The organism is Janthinobacterium sp. NKUCC08_JDC (genome assembly GCF_019345575.1).
GTDB lineage: Bacteria > Pseudomonadota > Gammaproteobacteria > Burkholderiales > Burkholderiaceae_D > Janthinobacterium > Janthinobacterium aestuarii.
This window is the reverse complement of record NZ_JAHKQW010000001.1, coordinates 1240161-1254937: the sequence shown is the minus strand read 5'-3', so window position 1 is coordinate 1254937 and position 14777 is coordinate 1240161. Positions and strand designations below refer to the sequence as shown.

At 63.2% G+C, this 14777-nt stretch carries 12 protein-coding genes and 1 tRNA gene; 8 read left to right on the top strand and 5 right to left on the bottom strand.

Annotated features, from left to right (window positions below; translation table 11 throughout):
- A complete protein-coding gene (locus tag KO538_RS05805) occupies positions 1-918 on the bottom strand; it encodes a LysR family transcriptional regulator (RefSeq protein WP_219327677.1) in 918 nt (305 codons plus the stop codon).
- 112 nt (positions 919-1030) lie between these two features.
- Here KO538_RS05805 and KO538_RS05800 point away from each other — a divergent pair, with 112 nt between their 5' ends.
- From KO538_RS05800 to KO538_RS05775, 6 genes are all read left to right on the top strand, one after another.
- Positions 1031-1630 carry a short chain dehydrogenase gene (locus tag KO538_RS05800; protein WP_034747417.1) on the top strand — a complete coding sequence of 200 codons (600 nt, stop codon included), beginning with the start codon at positions 1031-1033 and terminating at the stop codon, positions 1628-1630.
- A gap of 143 nt (positions 1631-1773) precedes the next feature.
- A complete protein-coding gene (locus KO538_RS05795) occupies positions 1774-3471 on the top strand; it encodes a methyl-accepting chemotaxis protein (protein ID WP_257620162.1) in 1698 nt (565 codons plus the stop codon).
- A gap of 48 nt (positions 3472-3519) precedes the next feature.
- Positions 3520-5241, top strand: a complete 1722-nt coding sequence (locus KO538_RS05790) for a hypothetical protein (RefSeq protein ID WP_219327675.1) — start codon at positions 3520-3522, stop codon at positions 5239-5241.
- A gap of 152 nt (positions 5242-5393) precedes the next feature.
- Positions 5394-6089 (top strand): hypothetical protein, encoded by a 696-nt coding sequence (locus KO538_RS05785; RefSeq protein ID WP_219327674.1) that lies wholly within the window; start codon positions 5394-5396, stop codon positions 6087-6089.
- A 104-nt stretch (positions 6090-6193) separates the two neighbouring features.
- Positions 6194-6925, top strand: a complete 732-nt coding sequence (locus KO538_RS05780) for a BON domain-containing protein (protein ID WP_034747429.1) — start codon at positions 6194-6196, stop codon at positions 6923-6925.
- Positions 6926-7082: 157 nt separating this feature from the next.
- On the top strand, positions 7083-8375 hold the full coding sequence (locus tag KO538_RS05775; protein ID WP_219327673.1) for an MFS transporter: 1293 nt from the start codon (positions 7083-7085) through the stop codon (positions 8373-8375).
- 59 nt (positions 8376-8434) lie between these two features.
- On the opposite strand, the gene KO538_RS05770 is transcribed toward KO538_RS05775, so the two are convergent.
- The gene (locus tag KO538_RS05770) at positions 8435-10582 is read right to left on the bottom strand and encodes a S9 family peptidase (RefSeq protein WP_219327672.1); all 2148 of its coding nucleotides are present in this window, start codon (positions 10580-10582) and stop codon (positions 8435-8437) included.
- Between the two features lie 175 nt (positions 10583-10757).
- Between KO538_RS05770 and KO538_RS05765 the strand changes: the two genes are divergently transcribed.
- Both KO538_RS05765 and KO538_RS05760 read left to right on the top strand, forming a co-directional pair.
- A complete protein-coding gene (locus KO538_RS05765) occupies positions 10758-11804 on the top strand; it encodes a lysozyme inhibitor LprI family protein (protein WP_083292512.1) in 1047 nt (348 codons plus the stop codon).
- A gap of 3 nt (positions 11805-11807) precedes the next feature.
- On the top strand, positions 11808-12311 hold the full coding sequence (locus tag KO538_RS05760; RefSeq protein ID WP_219327671.1) for a hypothetical protein: 504 nt from the start codon (positions 11808-11810) through the stop codon (positions 12309-12311).
- Between the two features lie 14 nt (positions 12312-12325).
- Here KO538_RS05760 and KO538_RS05755 read toward each other — a convergent pair whose 3' ends face one another.
- The 3 genes from KO538_RS05755 to KO538_RS05745 all read right to left on the bottom strand — a co-directional run bounded on the left by KO538_RS05755 (position 12326) and on the right by KO538_RS05745 (position 14745).
- Complete coding sequence (locus KO538_RS05755) at positions 12326-12730, bottom strand: hypothetical protein (RefSeq protein WP_219327670.1); 405 nt, start codon at positions 12728-12730, stop codon at positions 12326-12328.
- A gap of 104 nt (positions 12731-12834) precedes the next feature.
- Positions 12835-12910 (bottom strand) — tRNA-Lys (locus tag KO538_RS05750).
- 68 nt (positions 12911-12978) lie between these two features.
- Positions 12979-14745, bottom strand: coding sequence for a GspE/PulE family protein (locus KO538_RS05745; protein ID WP_219327669.1), 1767 nt, complete (start codon positions 14743-14745; stop codon positions 12979-12981).
- Positions 14746-14777 lie beyond the last annotated feature (32 nt).

Sequence of the window (14777 nt, the reverse complement as noted above, 5' to 3'; positions counted from 1 at the left end):
TTACGTGAGCGTGGCCGGTGGCGGTGTCGCCGCCGGCCCGTAGCGTTCCAGCAGAAAATCGATGAAGGTTGTCAGCTTCGGCGTAGGCTGGCGGTCGCGCGGATACAGCACATGCATCAGGCGCGGCGCCGGCACGTAGTCGGCCAGCAGCGGCACCAGCCGTCCCGCCGCGATATCGTCGGCCAGTAAAATCTCCGCCTGCATGACGATGCCGAAGCCGTGCAGGGCCGCCATGCGCAGCGCCTGGCCATTGTTCGAGAGGAAGCGGCTCTCGGCCGCAGCGCCATCGTGGCGCGCTGTCTTGCCGCTCAGACGCCAGCGCATGTGGCGCGACCACTGCATGAAATCCACGCATTCGTGCCGCGCCAGGTCGTCCGGCGTGCGCGGCGTGCCGTGCTTTGCCAGGTAGGCGGGCGAGGCGCAGATCACCATCGCATAGGGCCGCAAGGGCCGCGCCACCATGCCGGAATCTTCCAGCTTGCCGATGCGGATGGCCGCATCGAATCCTTCCTCCACCAGGTCGACCATCCTGTCATTCAAATTGAGCTCCAGGCTCACGTCCGCATAGGCCGTCAGATAGTCGGCCATCAGCGGCGCGATGCATTCGCTGCCGAAGGACACGGGCGCCGTGATCTTCAGCTTGCCGCGCGGCGTGGCGCGCATCGCTTCCGCGCCCGTTTCGGCCGCCGCGATCTGCGCCAGGATCTGGCGGCATTGCTCCACGTATTGCCGGCCGATTTCCGTCAGGCTTTGCCGGCGCGTCGTGCGCGCCAGCAGGCGCGTGCCCAGCCGCTCTTCCAGCTGTTTGATGTGCTTGCCCACCATCACGGGCGAGATGCGGAAGGTGTCGGCGGCCGCCGTGAAACTGCCCTGGTCGACGACGGACACAAAGATCTCCATGCTGCGCAATTTATCCATGGCGCCTTGATTGCAAACTGTGGGTTGGTAATCTTGTAAATTCTAGCGCATTTATTCCTTTCTGGAAGCGGCGCATACTGGCTCCATCGTTCAACCCACACAAGGAAGCAGCATGAAAATCGTCATCATCGGCGCCAGCGGCACCATCGGCAAGGCCGTCACCGCGCAACTGGCGCAACGCCATGAAATCATCGAAGTGGGCAGCCGCACGGGCACGCACCAGGCCGACATGGGCGACATCGCGCAAGTGCGCGCCCTGTTCCAGCGCATCGGCAAGGTCGACGCCGTCGTCGTCACGGCCGGCAAGCTGCATTTCGGCCCCCTGGCAGAATTCACGCCCGAGCAGTTCCAGCTGGGCCTGGACAGCAAGCTGATGGGCCAGGTCAACGTGGCGCTGGTGGCGCAGGAATACCTGAACGACGGCGGCTCGATTACCTTGACCAGCGGCATCGTGGCCGAGCAGCCGATCCGCTTCGGCGCGGCCGCCAGCATGACGAATGCGGCCGTGGAAGGCTTTGTACGGGGCGCCGCCATCGAACTGGCGCGCGGCGTGCGCATCAATGTCGTCAGCCCGACGGTGCTGGAAGAGTCGCTGGAAGCGTATGGCCCGTTCTTCTATGGCTTCGAGCCGGCCGCCGCCAGCCGCGTAGCGCTGGCCTACAGCCGCAGCGTGGAAGGGGCGCAGACGGGGCAAGTCTACCGCGTGTGGTAGGTCTAAAGGCCTCAAAAAGGCTGCTTTTGACCGGCCTCAGGCAGCCTGCTTCCATTCATGATAAATTAACTTTTATTTCCAAATGTCAACATCATGGTGATGAAGAATTTGGACATTTTCATGAATGAATGGATGAGACGGATATGCAAAGCACCAAAATCAGCACACGGCTTTATACGGGATTCGGCCTGGTCCTGTTGCTGCTGATCATCGTTACCGCACTCGGCATCAACCGCGTGCAAAAGATCGACGCCATCCTCACCAGTATCAGCGACGTCAACAACGTCAAGCAGCGCCATGCGATCAATTTCCGTGGCAGCGTGCATGACCGCGCGATCGCCCTGCGCGACGTGGTGCTGGCGGCCGACGCGGCGTCGGCCAAGCCGGAAATCGCGCGCATCGAAACGCTGGCCGCCAATTACGCGCAGGCCGCCGCACCGCTCGACCAGATCATCGGCAGCGGCAAGGGCGTGACCGAAGCGGAACGCACGGCCCTGGCCGCCATCAAGGCCAGTGAAGCGAAGGCCCAGCCGATCATCGCCAAGGTGATTCAATTGCGCCTGGCCGATGATGTGGCCGGCGCCACCGCCTTGCTGCAGCAGCAGGGCGCCGCCGCCTTCACGGGCTGGCTTGCGTCCGTCAACCAGCTGATCGACCTCGAAGAAAAGATGAGCCGCGAACAGGCCGACAGCGCAAGCACGGTGGCGCGCAGCTTTTTCTTCTTCATGGTGCTGCTGTGCCTGGGCGCGATCGCCATCGGTACCATCGCGGCCTGGCGCATCAGCCACGGCTTGCTGCGCCAGCTCGGCGGCGAGCCCGACTACGCGGCCGCCATCGCCGGTGAAATTGCCGCTGGTAACCTGGCAGTGACCATCACTACCGGGCCGAACGACCGCAACAGTTTGCTGTACGCCATGCGCGGCATGCGCGACAGCCTGGTGGCCATCGTCAGCCAGGTGCGCGCCGGCACGCAGACCATCGCCACCAATTCGCGCGAAATCGCGGCCGGCAACCTGGACCTGTCGAACCGCACGGAACAGCAGGCTGGCTCGATCGAGGAAACCGCCACGTCGATGGAGCAATTGACGGGCACCGTCAAGCAGAACGCCGAGCACGCGATCGAAGCGAATCAGCTGGCCGTATCGGCCTCGGGTGTGGCCGTCAAGGGCGGCGCCGTCGTGGCGCAGGTGGTGCAGACCATGGCCGCCATCAACGAGTCGTCGAAAAAGATAGTCGACATTATCGGCGTGATCGACGGCATCGCTTTCCAGACGAATATTCTGGCGCTCAATGCCGCCGTGGAAGCGGCGCGCGCCGGCGAGCAGGGCCGCGGCTTTGCCGTCGTCGCCACCGAAGTGCGCAGCCTGGCCCAGCGTTCCAGCCAGGCCGCCAAGGAAATCAAGTCGCTGATCGACGACTCGGTCGAGCGCGTCGGCACGGGCGCGCGCCTGGTCGATGAAGCAGGCACGACCATGCAAGATATTGTCGACAGCGTCAAGCGCGTGACCGACATCATGGGCGAAATCAGTGTGGCCACGCGCGAGCAGTCGTCCGGCATCGAACAGGTCAACCAGGCCGTCGGCCTGATGGACCAGGTGGTGCAGCAGAATGCGGCGCTGGTGGAGCAGTCGGCCTCGGCCGCCGCGTCGCTGGAAGCGCAGGCCGGCAGCCTGTCGCAGGTGGTCAGCATCTTCAAGCTCGACAACTCGCAAGTGCCGCTGCAGGCGCCGCGTCCGGCCGCCGTGACTGCTGCCAGGCCGGTCCTCAAGGCGGCAGCGAAGCCGGCACCGAAAAAGCTGGCCTCCAAGGTGCCCGCCGATGACGCATGGGAAGAGTTTTAAGCGGCGCTCGTTTACAATCGGGACCTTACATTGTTTGCTGAGGTCCCCATGAAACGTATCCTGTTCCCCCTGCTGATGGCTGCCGCCGTCGGCAGCGCTTGCGCCGCAACGCCGGCCACCCCGGCCACCGCGCAACAACTGGCGGCCATGAGCGCCCGCTACGCGCCCGTCGCGCTGACGGCCGATGTCACGCACCTGTCTGCTGGCGACCGCCAGGCCATCGCCAAGCTGGTCGAGGCGGCCAAGCTGGTCGACGTGCTGCAGCTGCGCCAGCGCTGGTCCGGCAATGAAGCGCTGTGGGCAGCGCTGAAGAAGGATAGGTCAAAGCTGGGACAGGCCCGTCTGAACTATTTCTGGATCAATAAAGGTCCCTGGTCGGTGCTCGACGCGCATGCCTCGTTCATGCCGGCCAGCTATGCCGGCATCGCCATTCCCGCGCATAAGCCGGAAGCAGGCAATTTCTATCCGCAGGGCGCCACCAAGGCCAGCCTGGAAACGTGGATGAATGGCCTCTCGGCCGACGACAAGCAGCAGGCGCAATGGTTCTTCACGACGATTCGCGCGGGCAAGGATGGAAAATATCAGACCGTCAAGTATTCGGACGAATACAAGGTGGAACTCAAGCAACTGGCCAAGCTTCTTGATGAAGCTGCCGCCGCCACGGATAACGCGTCGCTGAAGAAATTCCTCACCCTGCGCGCCAAGGCTTTTCTCGACAACGACTATCTGCCGTCCGATTTCGCCTGGATGGACCTCGATTCGCCCGTCGACATCACCATCGGCCCGTACGAGACGTATAACGATGAGCTGTTCGGCTACAAGGCCGCGTTCGAAGCGTACGTGAACATCCGCGACCAGGCGGAAACGCAAAAGCTGAACTTCTTCGCCAAGCACATGCAGGAACTGGAAGACAACCTGCCGCTCGACGCCCGGTACCGCAACCCGAAGGTGGGCGCGCTGGCGCCGATGGTGGTGGTCAACCAGGTGTATGGCGCCGGCGACGGCAACATGGCCGTGCAGACGGCTGCCTACAACTTGCCCAACGACGAGCGCATCATCAGCGCGCGCGGCTCCAAGCGCGTCATGTTGAAAAACGTGCAGGAAGCCAAGTTCAAGGCCACCCTGACGCCGATCTCGAAACTGGTGCTGACGCCCGAAGCGCAGCAGGACGTCGATTTCAATTCCTTCTTCACGCACATCCTCGCGCATGAAATCATGCACGGCCTGGGCCCGCACGCGACCGTCGTCGACGGCAAGCCATCGACGCCGCGCCAGGACTTGAAGGAAGCGTATTCGACCATTGAGGAAGCCAAGGCCGATATCACGGGATTGTTCGCGCTGCGCTACATGATGGACAAGGGGCAGCTCAAGGATACCCTGGGCCAGGGCGACGCGGCTGAGCGCAAGCTGTACAACACGTTCCTCGCCTCCGGTTTCCGCACCCTGCATTTCGGCCTGACGGATTCGCATGCGCGCGGCATGGCCATCCAGATGAATTACATCCTCGACAAGGGCGGCTTTGTCTCGCTGGGCGACGGCAAGTTCGGCGTCGATTTTTCCAAGATCAAGCAGGCCGTGATCGACCTGGACCGTGAATTTTTGACCATCGAGGCGACGGGCGACTATGCGCGCGCGAAAGACATGATGAGCAAGTACGTGGTCATCCGCCCCGAAGTGCAAGTGGCGCTCGACAAGATGAAGGCCGTGCCCAACGATATCCGCCCGGAATTCGTCACGGCGCGTGCGCTGGACCAGGCGGCGAAGAAATAAGCTGACTTTGATTATTACCAGTCTGGAAAGCCGGCGCCTCTGCGCCGGTTTTTTTTTGGTCTTTATTTATGAAAAGTTGCCAGTTTTTCCTTGTGGAAATATTTTCACCGCTTACTCTGCAGTAGTAAATCCCCATTTCTCCTGTTGATCCCATGTTGAAACTGTTCCCGCTGTTAAGTGTGTCCCTTGCCTTGCCCGCCGTGGCTGCCGCCCAGCTTACCGATCTGGAAACCCGCTGGCTGCAGGCGGGCCAACCCGTCATCGCGTTTGCGCGTGCGCAAGGCTTGCCCATCGATATCATCGTGCAGCCGCAGGATGCGCCCGGCGCCGTGCCGCTGGCGCTGGGCTACGAAGCGGGACGCTGCAAGCTGGTGCTGTCCTTGCGCGGCAATGCGCAGGCGGACAGTGTCTTGCAGGGCGTACCGGCCGCGCGCCACGGCCTGATGATGGAAGCGATGACGGCGCATGAGATCGGCCACTGCCAGCGCTATGCACAGGGCGACTGGCATGCCTTGCCACGCGGCTTTGTCGAGCCGCGCAGCACGCAGCGGGGCAAGTTGACACCGCTGGCGCAGGAGTTGCGCGAGACGCGCCGCGAAGAGGGCTATGCGGACCTCGTGGCCTTGGCCTGGATGCATGGGCGCCACCCGGGGCAGTACCAGGATGTACTGGCCTGGATGCGCGGCGTGCGCGATGGCGGCGAGGCTGCGGGCGGCGGTGCAGGCGGTTCCCACGCCACGCAGGCATGGCTGGCGCTGGCCGATGGCGCCGGTGTATTTGATGGGTCCGCTTCAATATTTGAACAGGCGCAAGTATTGTGGCGAAAAGGCTTGAGCGGCGACAAATAAACGATGATTTTTATGTGAATGGACGGTCAGCGTGTGCTGTCGCACGGAGCTTTGCTTCCGGCAGGGGTCTAATCTGGGCATCAACTAACCAGAGAGGAACCATCATGAACAAAATGATCGCACTCATGCTGGCCGCCAGTGCCAGCGCCCTGCTTGCCGCCACGCCAGCGTATGCGCAGGATGCCTCGTACAAGAGTTTGACGGACAAGGCAACGGCCGACTACAAGCAGGCCAAGGCCGCCTGTGACGCCCAGAGCGGCAACGCGAAAAAGGTCTGCGTGGAAGAAGCCAAGGTGGCGCGCGCCAAGGCCGAATCGGATGCCGTGGCGCAATACCGCAACACGCCGCGCGAACTGGGCAAGGCCCGCAAGGACGTCGCCAATGCCGAGTATGACCTGGCCAAGGCCAAATGCGGCGACCACACAGGCGCCGACAAGACATCGTGCATGAACGATGCCAAGGCGGCGAAAACGGCGGCGCTGGCCGATGCCAACACGGGCGCCCGGGATGGCACCAACGTGGCGCAGAATCCGCCCGCCACGACGAAGGAAAACTGCGACGCCATGGATGCGACGGCCAAGGCCGCCTGCGTGACGCGCAACGCGGCCGGCAGCACCAAGACGGCCGTGGCCGACTCCGTCATCACCACGAAAATCAAGGCTGACCTCGTCAAGGACAATGACTTGAAAGCGCTCGACGTGCACGTGGAAACGGTCAACGGCGTCGTCATGCTCAGCGGCTTCGTGCCATCCCAGGCGCAAGTGCAGAAAGCCGCCGACCTGGCCCGTGGCGTGGAAGGCGTGACGGATGTGAAGAATGGCTTGAAGGTGAAATAAGCCCATTCCGCACATGTCTCAAAACGAGGACTGGAGCCGCACGCAGCAGTGTGGCTCCGGGTTTTTTTTGATTGTATAAATTACGATCATAATATAACATGAGAAAAATCCCGTCAGCTGGCACTGATCGGCATCTACTTTTTCTCATGAGGACTGCATGCTTTCCTATCCCTTTTCGCAATGGCTGGAGCGGCGCGGCGTGCACTTTGCCTGGGTCATCGTCGCCATCACTTTCCTCACGGCATTAACCTCGTCCGCCGCGCTGGGCTTGCCGGGCGCGTTGATGCAGCCTCTGAGCCGCGAGTTTGGATGGGATGCCGAGCAGATTTCCTCGGCCCTGGCCGTGCGCTTCGTGCTGTTCGGTTTGATGGGGCCGTTTGCCGCCATCCTGATGGAACGCTTCGGCTTGCGCAACGTCATCTGCGTGGCCCTGGGCTTGATCGCTGCCGGCATGCTGCTGGCCACGCGCATGACGCAGTTCTGGCACCTCGTCGCCTTGTGGGGCATCCTGCTGGGTCTTGGTTCGGGCATGACGGCGCTGGTCTTGAGCGCCGTGGTGGCGAACCGCTGGTTCGAGACGCACCGCGGCCTGGTGGTGGGCGTGCTGACGGCCAGCTCTGCCACGGGCCAGCTGCTGTTCCTGCCCGTGGGCGCCTGGCTGATCGAGCACTACGGCTGGCGCACGGCCGTCATGCCCGTGTTCGTCGCCTGCGCCCTCGTCGCCGTGCTGGCCTTCCTGTGCATGCGCAACCGTCCGCAGGATATTGCCTTGCGTCCGTATGGCGCCGACCCGGCCACGCCCCTGGTGGTGGCGCCGGCAGTAAAAATGACGTTTGCCACGCCGTTCGTGATCCTGCGCAGCGTGGCGGGGAACCGCACTTTCTGGATACTCTTCGGCACCTTCTTCATCTGCGGCCTCAGCACCAATGGTTTGATCCAGACGCACTTCATTTCCCTGTGCGGCGACTCGGGCCTGTCCGCTGTGCCGGCCGCGTCCGTGCTGGCCATGATGGGCGCGTTCGACCTGTTCGGCACGATCTTGTCCGGCTGGCTGTCGGACCGCTATGACAACCGCAAACTGCTGTTCTGGTATTACGGCTTGCGGGGCTTGTCGCTGTTCTGGCTGCCGTATTCGGAATTCACCTTGTACGGCCTGTCGCTGTTCGCCATGTTCTATGGCCTCGACTGGATCGCCACCGTGCCGCCGACCGTCAAACTGGTGGGGGCCACGTTCGGCCGGGAGCGGGCGGGCATGGTGTTCGGCTGGATTTTCGCCGGCCACCAGCTGGGCGCCGCCGTGGCCGCCTATGGCGCGGGCCGCATCCGCACCTTGATGCTGACCTACAACCCGGCCCTGTTCGCGGCCGGCGCCGCCTGCCTCGTGGCCGCGCTGCTGGTGCTGGCGATCCAGCGCCAGAAGGCGGCCGCGCCCGCCGTGCAAGCGGCATGAAAAAAGCCAGGCCCGCGTGTGCGGAGCCTGGCTTCTGTTTATCAAGAACGTTTCAGTATTTATTTGAGGTATTTAGCCAGCCACCCTTCAACCTCGCTATAGAAGAAGCGGCTGTTCTCTCCCTTCACAATCCAGTGGTTTTCGTCCGGGAACACCAGCAATTTCGCCGGCACGTTCAGGCGCTGTTGCACGGCAAAGTTCATCAAGGCATTGTTGGCCGGCACGCGGTAGTCGAGCTCGCCCACGGTGATCAGGATCGGTGTCGTGAAACCCGTGCCTTTTTCGTGGTTGCCCGCTTGCATGATGGGGCTTTGGTCGCGCCACACGGGCAAGTTCGACCAGACGGGGCCGCCCGCATTCGTTTCACGGCCGAAGCCGCCATCGCTGGTGCCCCACTGCATGATCAGGTCCATTTCGCCCGCGTGCGAGACGATGGCCTTGTAGCGCGTGGTGGTTGCCTGCAGCCAGTTGGCCAGGTGGCCGCCATAGCTGGCGCCGCCGGCGGCCAGTTTCGTGCCGTCGATGAATGGGTATTTCTTGATGGCTTCATCAACGCCCTGGTTGACTTCATCGCCCGGGCCCTTCAAGGGGTCGAACTGAATCGAGCGCGAGAATTCCTCGCCATAGCCGGTGGAACCCTTGTAGTCGGTCAGCAGCACGACATAGCCTGGCTTGGCCAGCAAGTGATAGTTCCAGCGCAGCACGAACTGGTCGCGCCACATGCTGGCCGCGCCGCCATGGATGACGGTAAACAGCGGGTATTTCTTGTTCGGATCGAAATTGGCCGGCTTGACGAGCATATTGTGGATCTTGCGGCCGTCGGCCGTGGTGAACCAGAAGTGCTCGGGCGCCTGCCAGTCGATTTTATCGGCCTTGTCCGTGTTGAAGGCCGTCAGCCGCTTCGGCTGCTTGCCGTTGAAGGCATAGATTTCCGGCGGGTTGATGGACGACTCCCACACACCGACCAGGGCCTTGCCGCCGCTGCTCAGCGAGTTGATGGTACCCGTCGGCAAGGATGGCTCCTCGCGCACGTCGCCACCCTTGGCATCGATCGAGTACAGCTTTTCCAGGCCCGCATGTTCATAGCTGAAGATGACGCGCTTGCCGCCTTCGGGCAGCACGAAGCGGGAGATTGAACGGTCCAGCTTGGCTGTCAGGATGGTCGGGGCAGGGTTGCTCATCGGCCAGGCGAAACTGGCCAGGCGCTTCACGTCATACACCTTGCCTGGCGTTTCCGCGTCGCTCAAGGCGAACAGGGTCTTGCCGTCGGCCGCGAATTTCAGGCTGCCATAGCTGTGCTTGTCTTGCGTCAAGCGCTGCGCTTCGCCACCGGCCACGGGCAGCAGATACAGTTGCGAGACGACGGCTTCGCGCTGGGCCGCGTCGCGGTTGGTGGCAGCGTTGAAGACGACAGCCTTGCCGTCCGGCGTCCAGACGGCGTCCAGTGATTGTCCTTCGTCGCCCTGGCCGCCGCCAAAGCCCGGCAGGGCGGCCAGTTGCGTGCCCGACAGGATGTCGCGCGGCTTGGCGTCCGCTTGCGCATCAACGACGAACAGGCGCACCTGCTTGTCGGTCAGCCATTTGTCGAAATAGCGCGGTGCCGTCGTTTCATACGAGCGGGCGCTGACTTTGCGCTCCTTGCGTTCTTTCGCGCTTTGCTTGACGTCGGCTTCCGTCTTGTTGCCTGGATAGATATCGCTGATGAACAGCAACTGCTTGCCGTCCGGGCTCCATTTCGGCATGCGCGCGCCCAGGGTGAGCGAGGTCAGGCGTTGCGCTTCGCCGCCGGCTGCCACGTCGAGGCGGTAGATCTGGCCCGCGTCATCGCCGTCGCGCTTGGCAACGAAGACCAGCTGGCGGCTGTCCGGCGACCAGGCCACGGCGCTTTCGCCGCCCTTGGAATAGGTCAGGCGGCGTGCGGGGCTGTCGTCAAGCAGCGACTTGATCCACAGGTCCGACCATTGCTCTTGGCTAGAGTAGGCGCTGTCGACCACGGAAAACACGGCCCACTTTCCATCGGGGCTGGCGACGGGCGCGCCCACCCGTTTCATCAGCCACACGTCTTCATGCGTAATGGCGTGTCTGGCCTGCGTTTGCGTAGCGGCAACGGGGGTGGTGGCTTTGGTATCGGCGGCCTGGGCAAGAGAGGCACAGGCCGCTGCGATCAGCAGGGAGCCGAGGGAACGGCGAAGACGGGGTGAGGTCATGGGCGTGGTCCGGAGTAGTGAAAAAAGTACAGCGGGCAACATTATTGCCCATGCTTTCCTGCACTGCCAAGGCTGGGTACCGTTACTTACCAAGCAGGATGGCAACGTATCGGGCGGGTGCGCCATGGCTGATCAGTTAAACTTGTTCTTTTACTGACGCTACCTTTGGCCGGCCATGAAAATTAGTCTACCCTTATTGAAAACGATATTGCTGGGCGCGAGCTGCCTGCTGGCGGCCCCGGTTTTTGCCGCCGCACCCGCTCCCTACCCGAACACGAGCGCCATGGGCGTCGGTCACGCGGAAAGCACGGCCTGGTATGCAGGCTGCTTGAAGGTCAAGGATGCGGCGCCGCCGCCCGCCGACCTGCCGGCGCCATCGGCCGTGGCGTCCCTGCAGCAATGCCAGGCAACGGACCTGTATTACGATACCAAGAGTATGTCCTCGCCCAAGCCGGCCGACTGGCGTCCCGTGCGCCATTGCGCCATGGCCACGCAAAACAGCGCCGTCCTGATGATGCTGTACCAGAATGGACAGGGCGTGCAAAAAGACCCGTTGCTGGCGCTCAAGTATGCGTGCAGCATCGATGCGGCGCCGGCCGAGATGCGGGGCCGTATCGAGCACTTGCAGCAGATCAATGCCAGCGGACGCGGCATGATCGACCTGTGCGACGACATCACGAGCGGCTACATGATGGGCGTGTGCAGCGCCATCGATGCGCGCCAGAAACAAAGAGTGCGCGGGCAGGCGACAGCCAAAGTCAGCGAAGCAATGCCGGCCGTGGCGCAAGCGTCGCTGCAAAAGCTGCAGGCGGCGGCAAGCAAGTTTGCCGATGCGCGTGCGGCCAATGAAACGGACTTGAGCGGCACGGCGCGCGCCGCCCTGAGCATCGCCGCCCGCACTGCCGAGCTCGATTTGCTGGCGCACGATCTGCGTGAGTACGAAGCGGGCAAGCTGCCGGCCAGCATGTCCAAGGAACAGGCTGCAGCGCTCGACAAGGAGCTCAACGCCATCTACGGCAAGCTCATGAAAAAGCCGGCGCAAACCCATGCGGGCGCCGTGAGCAAGGATGGCATCCGCGCCACCCAGCGCCTGTGGCTCGCGTACCGTGATGCCTGGATGAACTTTGGCGCCGTGCGCTATCCATCCGTGACGAGCGAGACCTGGGCCGGCCGGCTGACGTCGCGGCGCAATGTGCAACTGCAAGACTTGCTGGAGAACTAAAACATGCGGGAAGCGTACTACCACGAAGACGATTTTTGCATGATCGAACTGCTGCCGCTCGATAACTTGCAGCACTGTTTGACGCAGATGGGCGAGCAAGAGGCGTTTGCCGACGCGCACCGCAGCGGTGCCGGCTGGACGCAGATGTACGTGCCCGAGGCGCCGCCGTCGCAGATGGGTGCGCTGGGCCTCACGATGGAACAGCTGCGGCTGGCGCTGGCCGACGCCTTGCCGCCGTATGACGCCGTCTACACGGGCTACAGCACTTACCGCGTGGAATGCAAGAACGTGCTGGCCTTTGGCGGCGAGAACACGGAGACCTTGTTTGCCGGCCTGGACGACAAGGGCATCGTGTGCGACCTGTGGTGCAGCGACGCCATGCCCGAGCTATTGCTGCTGCCCTTGAAAGAGCAATTGCTGCTGGCCGACTGGGGCGCGGGGTTTGCGTGTCCGCTATCCGATGGGGAACTGTTTGCCCGTTATCTGCAGGAATACGAACTGGACTAGCGTAGGTAAACTTACTACTCGCAGGCGATGGCGTTCGGCTGCGCCACTTTGATGACCGACGCCAGGCGCGCCATGTCGTTGCCGTCGCCTTGCTCCACATATGGCTGATAGCTGTCGATGACGATGCGCGCACGCGCCTGCCAGCCGCAATTGTCGGTCTGGCGTGCGGGCACGCGCAGCAGCCGGCGCGCCTCGCCATCGTTGGAAAAACAGAACCACGCATCGTGCGTGGCGGCAGGCCGGGGCAGACGGCCCCACTGCGCCTTGTCGGGCGCGAAGCAGACGCGCTTGCCGATGATCTCCAAGCTCATCTCGTCCGTGCGCGCGCTGTACTGGCCGTCGAGCACGATCGGTGTTTGCGTTTGCGCGTGGGCGGACAGGCAGGCGGTGGCCAGGAGGAGGGTGGCAGCAAGTTTCATGCGTTTCTTTCAGGGCTGGCAAGACGAAGTGCCAGTATAACCGTGGGGGCCGGAAACGAAAAAAGCCCATCCGTGAGGATGGGCTTTTTAGTACTGCGCATTCGTGGTAGGCCGTGCGGGATTCGAACCTGCGACCAACGGATTAAAAGTCCGCTGCTCTACCAGCTGAGCTAACGACCCGAAAGAGGCCGCATTATATATCAGTTGAAAAAGAATGCAAAGCATTCCTGTGAGAAAGTGCTGGCCTGCTAGTGCAGGGCAGCCGTGAGTTTCAGCACTTCGTCGATGCTGGTCGTGCCATCGATGATTTTGCGCGCGCCGGCGATGCGCAGCGGCGTCATGCCGTCGAGGATGCTCTGGCGGCGCAGCGCGTGCAGGTCGGCGCCGGCCTTGACCAGCTGGCCGAACGTTTCCGTCACGCTCAGCAGTTCGTAGATGCCGGCACGCCCCAGGTAGCCGCTGTGCCGGCACAGGGCGCAACCGACGGGGCGGTACCCGGCGGCCGGGCGCTCCAGCTGGCCGCCCGTCAGGCGTTGCCATGTCGCGGCGTCGGGGGCGTCGTCCAGCTGTTTGCAGCCCGCGCACAGGCAGCGCAGCAATCGCTGCGCCAGCACGCCGATCAGGCACGCTTCCAGCAGATAGGCGGGCACGCCCAGTTCCAGCAGGCGCATGACGGCCGAGGGCGCGTCATTGGTGTGCAGGGTCGACAGCACCAGGTGGCCCGTCAGCGCCGCCTGGATGGCCATCTCGGCCGTGGCCAGGTCACGGATTTCTCCCACCATGATGATGTCGGGGTCTTGCCGCATCAGCGCCCGCACGCCATCGGCAAACGACAGTTCGATGCCGGCCTGGGTTTGCACCTGCATCTGGTTGAAGGCCGGCTCGACCATTTCGATGGGGTCTTCCACCGTGCACACATTGACTTCGCTGCTGGCCAGCGCCTTCAAGGTGCTGTACAGCGTGCAGGTCTTGCCCGAGCCGGTAGGGCCCGTCACCAGCACGATGCCGTGCGTGCGCGCCGTCAGCTGGCGCCAGCGTTCGGCATCCGCCGGCGGAAAGCCCAGGTCAAACAGGCTCTTGACGGCCACTTCCGGGTCGAAGATGCGCATGACGAGCTTTTCGCCGAAGGCCGTGGGCAAGGTCGACAGCCGCAGTTCGACTTCCAGGCCCTGCGCATTGCGCGTCTTGATGCGGCCATCTTGCGGACGGCGCTTTTCCACCACGTCCATACGCCCGAGTAACTTGATGCGCGCCGTCATGGCCAGCAGCACGACGGGCGGCAATTGATAGGCCTGGTGCAGGCGGCCGTCGATGCGCAGGCGCACGAGGCCCGCGTCGCGCTTCGGTTCCAGATGGATGTCGGAAGCGCGCTGGGCAAACGCGTATTGCCACAGCCAGTCGACGATGCGCACGACGTGCTGGTCGTTGGCGTCGAGGCTGCTCTTGTTGCGCCCTAGTTCCACCAGTTGTTCGAAATTGTGGCGCAGCGCCAGGTCTTGCGTGGACGCCTGCCGGGCTACCTTGACGGAACTGGCCAGGCTGAAAAATTGCGCGATGGCGTCGGCGATGTGCAGCGGGTTGGCGATGACCAGGCTCAGCTTGCGTGGCGCAAGATTCCCCAGCTGCGCCTGCCAGGCGAGCGCATACGGCTGGGCCGTGGCGATGACGATACGCTCGGGCGTGCTTTCCACGGGCAGGATGTTGAAACGGGCCGCATAGCCTGCCGTCATGATGTCGGCCACCTGGCTGAAATCGATGTGCAGGGGATCGATGCGCACATACGGCAGGGTCGAGCGTTGCGCCAGCCACGCGCACAGGGTGTCGAGCGTGAGTGCGCCGTGGGCGATGCTGCACAGTGGATGCAGGGCCGGCGCCGGCAGCAGGGCGGCCTGGGTGCCGATGGCGGCCGCCTGCACCGCATCGAGCAAGCCGTCTTCCTGCAGCCAGGCCAGCAGTTGCGGCAGTTCCAGCGGCGTGTCGGGCGAGGTGGAAGAGGGGGTAGGGGAAGCGGGCATGGCCGGTGCCTTTCCAGGCTGCCGGCCTTGCC

What these genes read in the sequence shown, in the direction of transcription:
- KO538_RS05805 (WP_219327677.1), bottom strand. Translation starts at nt 918, where the DNA reads ATGGATAAATTGCGCAGCATGGAGATCTTTGTGTCCGTCGTCGACCAG.
- KO538_RS05800 (WP_034747417.1), top strand. Translation starts at nt 1,031, where the DNA reads ATGAAAATCGTCATCATCGGCGCCAGCGGCACCATCGGCAAGGCCGTC.
- KO538_RS05795 (WP_257620162.1), top strand. Translation starts at nt 1,774, where the DNA reads ATGCAAAGCACCAAAATCAGCACACGGCTTTATACGGGATTCGGCCTG.
- KO538_RS05790 (WP_219327675.1), top strand. Translation starts at nt 3,520, where the DNA reads ATGAAACGTATCCTGTTCCCCCTGCTGATGGCTGCCGCCGTCGGCAGC.
- KO538_RS05785 (WP_219327674.1), top strand. Translation starts at nt 5,394, where the DNA reads ATGTTGAAACTGTTCCCGCTGTTAAGTGTGTCCCTTGCCTTGCCCGCC.
- KO538_RS05780 (WP_034747429.1), top strand. Translation starts at nt 6,194, where the DNA reads ATGAACAAAATGATCGCACTCATGCTGGCCGCCAGTGCCAGCGCCCTG.
- KO538_RS05775 (WP_219327673.1), top strand. Translation starts at nt 7,083, where the DNA reads ATGCTTTCCTATCCCTTTTCGCAATGGCTGGAGCGGCGCGGCGTGCAC.
- KO538_RS05770 (WP_219327672.1), bottom strand. Translation starts at nt 10,582, where the DNA reads ATGACCTCACCCCGTCTTCGCCGTTCCCTCGGCTCCCTGCTGATCGCA.
- KO538_RS05765 (WP_083292512.1), top strand. Translation starts at nt 10,758, where the DNA reads ATGAAAATTAGTCTACCCTTATTGAAAACGATATTGCTGGGCGCGAGC.
- KO538_RS05760 (WP_219327671.1), top strand. Translation starts at nt 11,808, where the DNA reads ATGCGGGAAGCGTACTACCACGAAGACGATTTTTGCATGATCGAACTG.
- KO538_RS05755 (WP_219327670.1), bottom strand. Translation starts at nt 12,730, where the DNA reads ATGAAACTTGCTGCCACCCTCCTCCTGGCCACCGCCTGCCTGTCCGCC.
- KO538_RS05745 (WP_219327669.1), bottom strand. Translation starts at nt 14,745, where the DNA reads ATGCCCGCTTCCCCTACCCCCTCTTCCACCTCGCCCGACACGCCGCTG.